A 14,322-nucleotide genomic window follows, 5' to 3' on the forward strand; every position below is an offset into this window, starting at 1 on the left:
CCTTAGTTTTTGGGAGCATTATATAATACCAAGCTAACTTATAACAAGTCCCCTTAGTTTTTAGGTACATTTATAATACCTAGATAGCATATAATATATAAGCTGGGGGATTACGAATCCCCCAGCAACTAAGGGAATATATTATAAGCTATCTAGGTATTATAAATGTACCTAAAAACTAAGGGGACTTGTTATAAGTTAGCTTGGTATTATATAATGCTCCCAAAAACTAAGGGGATTTGTTATAAGTTAGCTTGGTATTATAATGTACCTAAAAACTAATGAAGCATCTTCTAAGTTAACTTGGTATTATACATCGCCCTAGATGCTAAGGAAACCTGTTACAGGCTACCTGAATATTATATATATCCTTGTAAAATAAGTATTATAAATTAAAATTTTGGAGGTATAGTTATGAATATTGATATGAAGTATGTTACAGACATTTTAGTTAATATTTTAAAAACTCCCAGTCCTTCTGGTAATACAAAAAAAGTTATGGACATAGTTAAGGGAGAGTTTGAAAAGTTAGATATCCCTACTTATATAACTACTAAGGGCGCTCTAGTAGCCACTATTAAAGGAGAAAAGGATTCCAAGCATAGAACCCTATCTGGTCATGTTGATACCCTAGGTGCCATGGTTAAGGAGGTTAAAAGTAACGGTAAGCTAAAATTAACACAATTAGGTGGTTATACATGGAACTCAGTTGAAGGAGAGCATTGTATTATTGAAACAAGTGATAACAAGCAATATACAGGTACAATTCTTATTTCTAAAGCATCTTCCCATGTATATGGTCGTGAAGCTTCATCTACAGAAAGAAAAGACACTACCATGGAAGTAAGAATTGATGAAAAGGTTGAAAGTCAAGAGGATGTTGAAAAACTTGGTATAAACGTTGGAGACTTTGTATATTTTGATCCTAGAACTATTGTTACTGAAAGTGGATTTATTAAATCAAGACATCTAGATGATAAAGCTGGTGTTGCAGCTATACTAGGAATGGCTAAGTACATAGTAGAAAACAATATCACACCTAGATATACTACAAACTTTTTTATAAGTAATTATGAAGAAGTAGGACATGGTGCATCTGCATCAATTCCTGAAAAAACATTTGAGTTTATAGCCATAGATATGGCTGCTCCTGGAGAAGGCCAAACATCTGATGAATCTAAAGTTACTATATGTGCTAAAGATTCCAGTGGCCCCTATGATTTTGAACTTAGAAAAGAACTTGTAGATATATGTAAAGAAAATGAAATAGACCATAGTGTGGATATATATCCTTATTATGGATCAGATGCCAGTGCTGCTCTAAGGGCAGGATGGGAGTTTAAACACGGTCTTATAGGTCCTGGAGTAGATGCATCCCATTCCCACGAAAGAACCCATAAAGACGCCATAGAGAACACTGTTAAGTTAGGAATTAAATATATAATTAAGTAGGAAGTTGGGGGATTGCGAATCCCCCAACTTCCTTATAATTGACAATTGACAATGGACAGTTGACAATTTGAGGTGATTTTACTCCCTGGGGTCGTAAAATATTATATCAAAATCGACTTTAGCCGATTTGTACCTTAATTGTCCATTATCCATTGTCAATTGTCAATTTATTCAACTAAAAAAAGGGGGACCTAGAAGGTCCCCACTTATTATTTCTTTCCTAGCATTTCAAGTGACTTTTCACTACAACTTCTCATGGCAGAAATCACAGCATTTCTTAGTCCCATTTCTTCAAGTTTTGCCACGGCTTCTATTGTTGTACCCTTTGGTGAACAAACCATATCCTTTAGTTCTCCTGGATGCTTGCCTGTTTCTAACACCATTTTAGCCGCACCTAACACAGCTTGCGCTGCAAAGTTATATGCCTTTTCTCTAGGTATTCCATCTAGTACTGCAGCATCTGCCATGGCTTCAATAAACATAAATACATAGGCAGGTGATGAGCCACTTACAGCAGGAACAAAGTCAATTAAATCTTCTTTTAATATTTCTACCTTACCAAAACTTTCAAAGATATTAATAACTTCTTCTTTCTCATCATCTGTAATTTTATTATTAAAGCACATTGCTGTCATTCCTTCTCCAACTAAAGCTGGAGTATTAGGCATGGTTCTAACAACTTTTATATTTTTATTAAATCCCTCTTCAACACTTTTTATATTCTTACCTGCCGCAATAATTACTATGATAACATCGTCTTTTACCATATCTTTTATTTCTTTAATGACTATGTTGTATATGTGGGGTTTTATTGCTAAAACCAATATATCTGATACCTTAGCCACTTCTTTATTATCATTAGTGATATTAATATTAAGTTCATCAGATATTTTATTTAACTTATTATTATCCATATCCGAAGAAATAACATTTTTGGGTTTTACTAACCCAGAACTAATTACTCCTCCTATTATTGCTTGAGCCATATTTCCACAACCTATAAATCCTATAGTCTTATTCATATAGAAATTCTCCTTTCTAACTAAATGATTGTTCCGTTCTTTCAATGATCTCATCTTGCAATGCTTTATCTAGGTTATTAAAGTGATCACTATATCCTGCCACTCTAACTATTAGATCCTTATATTCATTTGGATTTTTTTGAGCCTTTATTAATATTTCTTTATCTATTACATTAAATTGTATATGATGACCATCCATAGTAAAATATGCCCTAACTAAAGATGCCATATTTTCAAGTCCCCTATCACCTTTTACAACCGATGGAGTAAACTTCTGATTAAGCAGTGTACCTCCGGTCCTTAAGTGATCCATTCTAGATGCTGACTTTACCACCGAAGTTGGCCCATTTGTATCTGCACCTTTAGCTGGAGATATGCCTTCTGATACAGGTTTATGAGCCAATCTTCCGTTGGCACTTGCTCCCATTACTGAACCAAAATAGACATGACAAGTGGTAGGAAGCATATCTATTCTATAATGTCCGCCCTTGGTATTCCTTCTACCATTAACTATATTATAGAAAGTATTAAAGGCATCAACCATCAATTCATCTGCATATTCATCATCATTACCATATTTAGGTGTCTTATTGGAAACTATACTATGTATTCCATCATGTCCTACAAAGTTATCATCTAAAGCCTTTAGAAGTTCATCCATTGTAAATCTCTTTTTATCATATATATTATATTTTATTGATGACAGACAATCTGTTACAGTACCTATTCCAACACCTTGTATATATGTTGTATTATATCTTGCTCCTCCATTATTATAATCTTTTCCTGACTTTATACAATCATCAATTATAGTTGATAAAAATGGAGATGGTAAATGTTTTGCATATATTCTTTCTATAGTATTATTTCCTTTAACCTTTATATCAACAAAATATTTTAATTGCTTTTTAAAGGCATTAAAAAATTCATCATAGCTTTCAAGTTCCCTAGGGTCTCCCGTCCTAAGTCCCAATTGTTTATTTGAATTTTTATCGAAACCATTATTTAGTGTTAACTCAATTATTTTAGGTATATTCATATATCCTGTTAGTATAAATGCTTCCTTTCCAAAGGCTCCAGTTTCCACGCATCCACTTACTCCACCTTCTCTAGCATCTACTATATCTTTACCTGCCCTTAACATCTCCTGAATAGCCGCATCAGTATTATAAAATGCCGGTTGTCCCCATCCTTTTCTAGATACTTCACATGCCTTCTTAATAAAGTTCTGGGGTGTTTTTTTGCTAATTTGTACATTAGAACTTGGTTGGAGAAGTTTCATTTCATCCATAACATCTAAAATTAGATAACTTACATCATTAACTCCATCGGAACCATCAGGTCTAACCCCACCACTGTTTAAATTAGCAAAATCTGTATATGTCCCACTTTCCTTTAATGTTATGCCGACCTTAGGAGGTGCCGGTTGATTATTAAATTTAACCCAAAGATTTTCTAAAAGTTCCTTGGCTTCTTCTCTAGTTAATTTACCTTCCTCAACCTCCTTTTTATAAAACGGATAAAGGTGCTGATCTAACCTCCCTGGACTAAATGCATCCCATACATTTAACTCTGTTGTCACCCCTATATGTACAAACCAATACATCTGAATAGCTTGGTGATATGTTTTAGGGGGATTAGCAGGCACAACCTCACAGTTTTCAGCTATTTTCAATAATTCTTTTTTTCTAGTTTCATCTTTTTCTTTCTCAGCCATCTTCCTTGCATATTTAGAATATCTTTTTCCAAATGTAATCATGGCATCACAACAAATATCCATTGCCTCTAGTTGAATCTTTTTATCATAAGCATCAATATCATTTAAATAATCCAATGAATCTAAAGATTTTTTAATATCTTCTTTAAAGTCTTTAAAACCTTTTATATAGATCTTACCATCAGCAACAGTATGCCCTGGTGCTCTCTGTTCCATAAACTCAGTAAAAATTCCATTTTCATAACATTCTTTCCATTTAGGAGTCATATTGTCAAATATCTTTTTTCTTATCGACTTATTCTGCCAGTATGGAATTATTTCTTCCTCTTGTATTTTCCTTACTTCATCACTTACTTTAAATGATATTTTATCTCTACTATCCATTATATCTAAATCCTCTAAAGTATGACAACAGATTTCTGGATAAGTAGGTGTAGATTGGGGTCCTTCCCCTTTTTCCCCAACAATTAATTCATATTCGTTTATGCATAATTTTTTATTCTCCATTATATGTTTAAATGTCAATGCCCTTAATATAGGTATCTCAACACTACCATAGTATTTTTCATATACTTCCTTTACAAGGATTCCCCTCTCAATAGAAATATGGGGACTAGTTGTAGTACTTTGATTTCTTAGTTTTTTGATTCTATTATTCATTCCTCTTTCCATAAATATATTTAGCCTCCTATCTTAACATTGAAATTTGATTTTTCAAATAAAAATTTTATCTGTTCTAATTTTTCATCGGAAGGTTTAGACATTCTTTCTTCATCATATGTCCTATCTAGTCTTTTATATTTATCCCTACCAATATTATGATAGGGCAATAAATTAACATTCTTTATATTTAGTTCTTTTATAATATCAATAGTATCCATAATATTTTTTTCATCTGTATTTATTTCATCAATAAGGGGTATTCTTATATTTATGTTAGCACCTTTATTGGATAATTTTTTTAAATTATCTATTATAATTTTATTGGATTTTCCTATATATTTTTTATGTTTAGTATCATACACTATCTTTAAGTCATATAAAAATAAATCTACATAATCAATAATTCTATTAAAATTATCAAAACTAGTATATCCCGATGTATCCACTGCGACAGAAATCCCCTTTTCATAACAAGCCTTAATTACATTTTCAAGAAAGTCTATCTGCATCATAGCCTCTCCACCGGAAAACGTTACCCCACCGGAGGAAGTTTCGTAGAAAATATTGTCTTTTTCTATTTCCCTTAAAATATCATTTACACTATATATTTTACCCACTAACTCTCGAGCACCTTGTATACAATAGTCAATACAAACCCCACATTTACTGCAAAGTTGCCTATCATAAATGAATCTTTTATTATCTATATCTATACATCCCTCCGGGCATCTTCTTTCACATTCTCCACAAAGTGAACATTTGTTAGCATCCTGTGTTATCTCTATATTAGTTTTTTGACTCTCTGGATTATGACACCACATACATTCCAATGGACATCCCTTTAAAAATATAGTAGTTCGTATACCAGGTCCATCATGAACCGAATATTTTTGAATATTAAATACAATACCTTCTAACAAATTTCCACCTCCCTCTATTTGCATACATATATCTTCATTTAAATAAATTATTTTAATAATAATCGTAGAACTATAACATTATACTTAAATAGTATCATATTTATGAATAAAAATATAGTATTTTTTCATAAAAACAAATATTTTTCATCCATATAAATATTAACTAGGTTTTATCTATAATAAATAATTTGAAAAGAACAAAGGTGACTAAAGACACTTCTTTGTTCCGTGCAGAGAGCGGGGAATCGGTGGACCCATAAATATATGTAGGGCTTAAATATAATGTAAAAAAAGCTATAGGTCTGATTATTAGACGTCCCTATAGCTCTTTTGTTTTAATTTATTTTTAACCATATTTAGTATGAATCAATTATGCTAAAGGATTTTAATATAATATCTTCACCATTATAACTTTTAAACTTTTTAATTACTCCATTATCTTTTAATTCAAAGTTTTTTAAGTAATTATTATACTTATCAATAGTTACCATATACTTTTTATTTCTTTTTTTATAAACTGGTACTTCATTCTTTTTGGGTTTTATAACTTCGGCATATTTTATCCAATTGGGGATATCTACCCTAGCATATAGCCTTCCCTGTTTTGAATAAACCTGCTCAAGGGTTAAATCCTTATTACGTACTTTATACATGGGATTATCTGGAATACTACACTCACCTATAAACTCATTTATATCCCTATAAATATCTATACCAAGAATATCTATTTTTATGTTGTTTACTTCATCTATACCATCAAAGTCTATTTCGAAATTTTCCCATCCATTTTCTTCATTGTATAGAGGGGTTTGGGACCTATATATAAGTTCCTTTCCATCAACAAATACCCTAAGGGAAACATCTATATTCTTTTTCTTAACCCTGTCTTTTTTAATTAATTCCCGTTCATATCTAGGTCTAGATAATTTCCCCTTTAGTGTGGTAGATGTAGAAGATACTACCATATTTTCAAGGTGAATAGAGTATTCTCCTATATTTACATATTTATCTATTTCTCCATTAATTACTTTATCATCTATTTTATCTTTATTTAACTTAATTTTTATTGTGCCCACTTCCATAACATCCTTTTTATTGTTCTCTAATAGTTGAATATCTATTTTAAACATATCTTTAATATTTTTAGGTGATGCGTTTATAATATTTATTGCTTTAGCCTGGGTTTTTTCAGTATTTATTTCCCATGATATACAAGATGTATATGCTTCAACTCCAAAAGTACCCTTCCCCCCCATCAACAGAATCCTATCCATCATTTCGTCTGCATTTCCATTATCATCATAAATAGTATAATATACTATTGTTTTAATTCCATCCACCATAATACTATCTATCCTTACCGCTACTCCATTAGAAAATTTGTATTTTTGATTTACCGGTTGAATTTTTCCTTCTTCTATTAAGTCATTTAAAGATCTATATCCTTTTATATTTAAGATTTCATTATATCCAAATAATTGATCTATATAACCTGCAATGGATGGATAATTAAATATTATTAATAGAGACATTATTAGACATGCCACAATTGAAAGTTTAGGTTTCTTTACCTTTTTGTTTTTAACTTTATTTTCTAAAGCATATTCTAATCTAGATTCTAATTCCTCTGGAACCTCTAAATTATCCAAAAAATCTTTCTCTTCTCTTAAAATATCCTCCACCTTCTTCATTTAATAATCACCTCCAAAGCTTTTCTTTAGTTTTTTCAAACCCAGGGATATTCTTGATTTTACTGTTCCTTCTGGGGTTTTCATTATTTTAGCTATGGTTTTATAATCAAGGTCTAAAAAATATCTAAGTTTTATTGCTTCTTGCTGTTTTTTATTTAAACTCTTAAGATATGTATGTATATCAATGTTCTTTTCTAGATTTTCATATTTGTTTTTTCCTACAATACCATAAATTTTTTCAACTGGTATTATCATATTATTATTTTTAAGCCTTTTTTTGCAACAATTAACTAAGATTGTTTTACTCCAACCATAGAAGGCTTTATCATTTCTTAATGTATCAATATTTTCATACACTGAAACTATCATATCTTCCATGGCATCTAAAGCATCATGTTTATTCTTCATATATACATATGCTATTTTATAAAACTCCTTTTTGCGATTCATAATAAGTTTTACAAGGGCTTCTTTATCTCCTTTTTTAGCCTTTTTTATTAACTTTACATCCTCCACGTCCGTCCCCCCTCATATATAAGAGTTCTTTCCCCCTTAAAAAGTTCAAATTTTTTTAATAAATCTTATATATAATTATATTCTATTGTTGAAAATATTTCCAATCTCGAATTAACGAAATTAGTTAAGGGATTTCTAGCATTTAAAGAATACAATATGAAAAATAAAAAAACGGCAAAGTTGTTTCAATATGTTGATAAAGTCTACAATTTGAAACAAAATCCGTTTTTTTACTTACTTCTTATTTAATTTCATAATTATTTCACTTGTTCTTATGGCATCATGGCGTATATAATCTTTTTTTATATCAACTAATCCATCTTTAATTACTTCTATACCCTGCTCGTTTAACTTTTCCTCCTGTTTCTCATCTATCATTATTGGCTTGGCACCATCTTGATAATATTTCTTTAGAGTAGATTTAGGTATGTTTTCAGTATTGACTATAACATAGTCTATTATTTTTTTTCTACTATGTCTAAATATTGTTTCCACATGGTTTAATACATTATATCCATCGGTCTCTCCCGGTTGGGTCATAACATTGGGTATATAAACCTTTGTAGCTGATGAGCGCCATATATACTTTGGAATATCTTTAACCAAGAGATTTGGGATAATACTTGTATACAAACTTCCTGGCCCTAATACTATAACATCTGCTTCCTTTATCGCCTTAACGGTTTCATCTAATGGTTTACTATTTCTTGGTTTTATAAAGATATAATCTATCCTACTTCTTAACTCCTTGTTTTTTTCAGGTATATTTGATTCTCCCCTTATTACTGTTCCATTTTTCAATTTAGCATATAACTCCACATCCTCTAGTGTCATAGGTAGAACCCTACCTGTCACCGCCAATACATTGCTCATTTCTTTAATAGCCTGTTCAAAATTGCCATATATTCCATTCATAGCCGCTATAAACAAATTCCCAAAACTTTGACCACTTAAATGCCCGTCTGTAAACCTATATTGTAAAAGTTTCTCCATAGTTGGTTCAGTGTTAGCAAGGGCTAAAAGACAGTTTCTAATGTCTCCAGGGGGTAACATGCCTAAATCTTCTCTAAGAATACCAGAGCCACCGCCGTCATCTGCAACAGTGACTATAGCAGTTATATTATTAGTATATAACTTTAAGCCTCTTAAAAGTACCGAAAGCCCCGTTCCTCCACCAATAACCACAATCTTAGGACTTTTGGAAAAGCGCCTTTCTCTATATAAATATTTATTATTATATTTTTTATTTTTTTTATGTAGAACTATTCTCCTTAAATAGCCTATCAACCCCATAATAATTCCCCTTTATGTTTTGTCACTATCTCTATGTTCTATAGTTACTCTATGCTCTTTCTCCTTTAAATACTCATATAATACATTGGCAACAGTTACTGACCTGTGCTTACCTCCAGTACATCCAATTGCTATAACTAATTGAGTTTTTCCCTCTTTTGTATAAAATGGAATCAAAAAGTCTATCATATCAATTAATTTATCCACAAACCTTTTAGTTTGATCGAAGTTCATAACATATTCCCTTACACTTTTATCATTTCCAGTAAAATCCCTTAATTCTTTTATATAGTAGGGGTTAGGTAAAAATCTCACATCAAATACTAAGTCTGCATCTAATGGTATCCCTCTTTTAAATCCAAAGGATAGAATAGATACAGTAAGATTCTGTGTTTCCTTTCCTCCTATTATCATTTTCTTTATTTCTTCTTTTAATTTAGCAGTTTTCAAATTTGATGTGTCTATAATATTGTCTGCCTTATCTTTTACTTCTGATAACCTATACCTTTCTTTCTCTATCCCATCAATTATTCTTCCCTCTGGAGAAAGGGGATGGGGTCTTCTAAGTTCTTTAAACCTTTTAATTAAAACTTCATTGGATGCTTCTAAAAATAGTATTCTATACTTGAAACCATAAAATTTTAATACTTCTAAACTTTTAAATAAATCATTAAAAAACTTTCCTCCTCTTATATCAGCCACCACTGCTACTTTGTCTATATTTCTTTTTGATTCATAGCAAAGTTCTGCAAAGTCTGGCAATAAAGCTGGAGGTAGATTGTCCATGCAATAGTATCCTCCGTCTTCCAAGACTTTCATAGCTTGACTCTTTCCAGCCCCGGATAATCCAGTTATTATAACAAACTCCATCTTTAGTTCCCTCCACTTTATATAGTTAATAGTTAATAGTTAATAGTTAATAGTTAATAGTTAATAGTTAATAGTTAATAGTTAATAGTTAATAAAATCAGCAAGCTGATTTTTCCGCCACCTTACGGGGCGGTGGTCTGGGCATGCCCAGACCCTACATTTCTAAATTGACAGTTGACAATTGACAATTGACAATTTAAGGTGATTTTACTCCCTACGGTCGTAAAATATTATATTCAAATCGGCTTCAGCCGATTTGCACCTTTAATTGTCCACTGTCGATTGTCAATTGTCAATTATTTTTTTAACTGTTAACTACATTAACTATTCTTTCAGGCCCAACTCCTGCTTTGACAGCCCTATCTATACCTTTCTTAACATTCCCCACATCCTCTGGTGTATGAGCATCACTATTTATCATGAATTTTACATCTTCTTCCATGGCTATTTTTAAATATTCTAGGGACAATTGACCGTGGCTAGCATTTATCTCAAGGGCAGTACCCCTCTTTGCTGCAGCTTTAGCCAATTCCTTAGTATCTATATCTACTTTAGCTCCTGGATGGGTTATTAAATCTATATCATACCTATTTATGGCATTTATCAGTGCTTTAGTATTTAAATACCTTGTCCTTTTAGAAAGTGTTTTAGAAAACTTAGCTAAATAATTTAATATATATATTCTATAGGCATCTTTAATAGTCCTTGGTTTTGATCCAAAGTGAAAACCAACTAACAGTATATCTATAAGTTTTAATAAATCATCATTAATATCTATTTCCCCATCATATCCTATTATATTACATTCTACTCCCATTAATACTTTTATATTGTCATATTCTTTATTTAAATCATCTATTTCTTTTCGTATTTTTAAAAAATTACTTTTCTTTACTCCATAACTTATATGTCCCGGTCCATGATCACATATGGCTATTTCCTTTAGTCCCTTTTTAATAGCACTTTCAACATTTTGCCTTATAGTACCTTTACCATGACTATATACAGTATGGGTATGATAATCTCCAAATATCTTCAACTTTATCCCACCCCCGTTATTTAAAGAATAGAGAATAAATAATAAAGAATAAATATGGTACAAAGTGGCCAAAGGCCACTTTGTTTTTATTTAATTATATTTTACGACCACAGGGAGTAAAATCTCCTCATCTATTCTTTATTCTCCATTCTTTATTCTCTATTTTTTAATTTCTTCTTTATTTTAACCTTCTCCTATAATCTTAACTTCAGGTTCAAGCTCTACTCCATGTTTATCTCTAACTGTTTTTTTAACTATATCTATAAGCTTTAAGACTTCATCACATTTTGCATCACCAAGGTTAACAACAAATCCACAGTGCTTATCAGAAACTTGAGCCCTTCCATATGTAAGACCCCTAAGTCCCGAAACATCTATCAACCTTCCTGCATAGTCACCCTCTGGTCTTTTAAAGGTACTACCTGCACTCGGCATATTAATAGGTTGCTTAGTATTTCGTTTTTCCGTTAATTCATCCATTCTAGATTTAATTTCTTTATAGTCTCCTTTTTTTAATTCCATTTCAGCCTCTAAAACCAATAAGTTATCCTCTTGTACCTTGCTATGTCTATAACCAAAATTCATTTCTTCATTTGTATATTCATGGATCTCTCCCAGTTTATCTATGCATTTTACCTTCGTTATAACTTCTTTTATTTCTGTTCCATAGGCACCAGCATTCATTGTAATAGCTCCTCCTAAAGAACCTGGCACCCCACTTATTCCCTCCATACCTGTAAGGGCATTTTTCAAAGCTATTTTTGATATCTTAGATAACAAACTTCCTGCCTGTGCTGTTATTATATTATCTTTTACTTTTATTTCACTTAAATTTTTATCAATTTTTATAACTACTCCTCTAATTCCCTTATCTCTAACTAATAAATTGGTACCATTACCTATAACATAATAATCGATATTATTATCATTGCAAAATTTAATTATACACTGTACCTCTTCTATAGATTTAGGTAAAGCCATAATATCTGCTAGACCACCTATTTTAAAATAAGTATGCTCTTTCATAGGCTCATCTATTAAAATCTCGCCATCATTTATTTTATTCTTTAAAGAGTTATATATTTCATTCTTTTCCAATAACATCAACCCCATTTACTTTAATATTATTAACTAAGTTAATAGTTAACAGTTGGTAACTATGTTAACTTTACTAACTTTGTTTATAAAGTTATATTTAAATAAAAACCTTCATAAAAAGTATATCTTTTTTTTAATCAATAAACAATACCCTGTTTATTTTAGAGAATAAAGAATAAAGAATAAAGAATAAAGAATAGATATGGTGCAAAGTGGCCAAAGGCCACTTTGTTTTTATTAGTTACTGGGGGATTCGTAATCCCCCAGCCGATTTAATTTAATTTTACGACCATCAGGAGTAAAATCTCCTTATCTATTCTTTACTATCTATTCTTTATTATCTATCATTTCCACTTGCCTTCTCGCCTCTTCCATTGCTTCTTCCGTTGACTTTTTTCCTAATAGCGCTAATCTTATTTGATTTTGTAATATCCTATCTATATCCTTCCACTTTCTATGATTAGGGGTAACAATAGTATAGGATAGACTATCTTCAAATTTTCTCATCAGAGGATTATCTTCATATAAATCTGTAATATTTCTTTTAACAGGGAACATTCCTAGTTCATTTAATTCTCTTTGATATTTATCCTGTGTTAAAAATTTCAAAAACTTAACACACATATTTAACTTTCCTTTATTCTCTTGTTTGAATATTCCATATGAACTTACATTATTACTAAGGGACACAGGAATCCTCTTGTCCCCTATTGGATAATTAGCTACTGCAAAGTTAAACCCTTCTCCATTTGATATTCTATTTTGAAGCACCCTAATAGCCCAAGATCCCGTTGGATATACTGCTATACTTTGGTCTTTATAAAACATTTTCCAGGCTTGATTTTCATTTGTCACACCGAAATCACTTGGTGTAACTTTATATTTATTTCTTAAGTCTACTAATTTATCTAAACCACTTTTAGCACTTTTCCCATAAAATGTATAGTTCCCATCACTCATAATTTTTGCCCCATCACTTAATAATATACCCCATACATTATAATAATTTGGCTTTATAAATGAAGTAAAACCATAATGGTCTATGTTACCATCTTTATCTCCATCATAAGTTAATTTTTTCATTTTTTCTATAAACTCATCATATGTCCAATTTCCATCTATAGGTGGCTCTACTCCCTTTTCTGTGAATAAATCTAGATTTATATACATGGCATATGTTGTCATCATTGATGGAACAGCTATCATTCTATTATTATACTTCACGGCATTAAGAGCCTGAATTTTAAAACTCTGTCTTTCCCTCTTATCAAAAAACACATCAACTGGCTCTAACATTTCATAACCTTTATATATAAGATCATTGGTCAACGGTGCTATATCTGGTAAATTTCCCGTATTCATAGCTACCTCAAGTTTAACTGGCCCCTTTTTCCAGTCAATAGGCTCAAGTTCTATATAGACTCCAGGATTATCCCTCTCAAATTTTCTTATTTTACTTTGTATCCACCCATATCTACTTCCTGTATTAACATTTAACCTAGGATAATCCCATATCTTAATTATGCCTTTCCAGTCATCTATATTTTCCTCTTTATTTTCATCCACATCACCCTTATGGAAAAATATAGTATATATAGGCCATGATATAATAAATATTATTAATACTACAGACAGTATCCTCTTTAATATTTTAAAGACCACCAAAATCCCCCCAATATATTACAAACAATACCTTTTCCCTATGATATAGTTATTCATATTTTGTGGGGTATATTACAAAAAAACATAGTTGAGAGGGAACAGCGGAGAATTGAGAAGGGAGAGAGGAGAGTTAAGGTACAAATCAGCTGAAGCTGATTTGAATTATAATATTTTATGAACGTAGTGAGTAAAATCTCCTTAAACTCTCAATTCTCCACTCTCCCTTCTCCTCTAAAAAAAAGACCCTGAAAAGCAATGTCATTAAGTTAAGAAATATTTTAAAGAATCCAAGACAGAAAATAAACTGATTTCTGTCTTGGATTCTCTTTTCTTTAGTAAATAACAAATTTATGACATACTAAAAAGACAGATTGCCATC

Annotated in this window: 11 protein-coding genes; 1 reads left to right on the forward strand and 10 read right to left on the reverse strand. The window is 31.1% G+C overall.

What is annotated here, in order from left to right; translation table 11 throughout:
• The first annotated feature begins 414 nt into the window (after positions 1-414).
• Positions 415-1,452, forward strand: coding sequence for a M42 family metallopeptidase (locus V6137_RS18665; RefSeq protein WP_425449490.1), 1,038 nt, complete (start codon positions 415-417; stop codon positions 1,450-1,452).
• 209 nt (positions 1,453-1,661) lie between these two features.
• Here the strand turns inward: V6137_RS18665 and proC are convergent, their stop codons facing one another.
• The 10 genes from proC to V6137_RS18715 form a co-directional block, all read right to left on the reverse strand.
• Complete coding sequence (gene proC / locus V6137_RS18670; protein WP_425449491.1) at positions 1,662-2,474, reverse strand: pyrroline-5-carboxylate reductase; 813 nt, start codon at positions 2,472-2,474, stop codon at positions 1,662-1,664.
• A 16-nt stretch (positions 2,475-2,490) separates the two neighbouring features.
• A complete protein-coding gene (gene hypD, locus V6137_RS18675; protein ID WP_425449492.1) occupies positions 2,491-4,863 on the reverse strand; it encodes a trans-4-hydroxy-L-proline dehydratase in 2,373 nt (790 codons plus the stop codon).
• 8 nt (positions 4,864-4,871) lie between these two features.
• Positions 4,872-5,774 (reverse strand): trans-4-hydroxy-L-proline dehydratase activase, encoded by a 903-nt coding sequence (locus tag V6137_RS18680; RefSeq protein ID WP_425449493.1) that lies wholly within the window; start codon positions 5,772-5,774, stop codon positions 4,872-4,874.
• A gap of 356 nt (positions 5,775-6,130) precedes the next feature.
• Positions 6,131-7,465: a DUF4179 domain-containing protein gene (locus V6137_RS18685; protein WP_425449494.1), complete on the reverse strand. Its 1,335-nt coding sequence runs from the start codon at positions 7,463-7,465 to the stop codon at positions 6,131-6,133.
• Entirely contained in the window at positions 7,466-7,981 is a 516-nt protein-coding gene (locus tag V6137_RS18690; RefSeq protein WP_425449495.1) for a sigma-70 family RNA polymerase sigma factor, read from the reverse strand.
• A gap of 234 nt (positions 7,982-8,215) precedes the next feature.
• Positions 8,216-9,274, reverse strand: coding sequence for a gluconeogenesis factor YvcK family protein (locus V6137_RS18695; RefSeq protein WP_425449496.1), 1,059 nt, complete (start codon positions 9,272-9,274; stop codon positions 8,216-8,218).
• A gap of 12 nt (positions 9,275-9,286) precedes the next feature.
• Positions 9,287-10,144 carry an RNase adapter RapZ gene (gene rapZ / locus V6137_RS18700; RefSeq protein ID WP_425449497.1) on the reverse strand — a complete coding sequence of 286 codons (858 nt, stop codon included), beginning with the start codon at positions 10,142-10,144 and terminating at the stop codon, positions 9,287-9,289.
• A 304-nt stretch (positions 10,145-10,448) separates the two neighbouring features.
• A complete protein-coding gene (locus tag V6137_RS18705; protein ID WP_425449498.1) occupies positions 10,449-11,183 on the reverse strand; it encodes a PHP domain-containing protein in 735 nt (244 codons plus the stop codon).
• Between the two features lie 183 nt (positions 11,184-11,366).
• Positions 11,367-12,281, reverse strand: coding sequence for a UDP-N-acetylmuramate dehydrogenase (gene murB / locus V6137_RS18710; RefSeq protein ID WP_425449499.1), 915 nt, complete (start codon positions 12,279-12,281; stop codon positions 11,367-11,369).
• A gap of 327 nt (positions 12,282-12,608) precedes the next feature.
• Entirely contained in the window at positions 12,609-13,943 is a 1,335-nt protein-coding gene (locus V6137_RS18715; RefSeq protein WP_425449500.1) for an extracellular solute-binding protein, read from the reverse strand.
• Positions 13,944-14,322: the final 379 nt, after the last annotated feature.

It is taken from the genome of Dethiothermospora halolimnae, from assembly GCF_037577855.1.
Lineage (GTDB): Bacteria > Bacillota > Clostridia > Tissierellales > VENL01 > Dethiothermospora > Dethiothermospora halolimnae.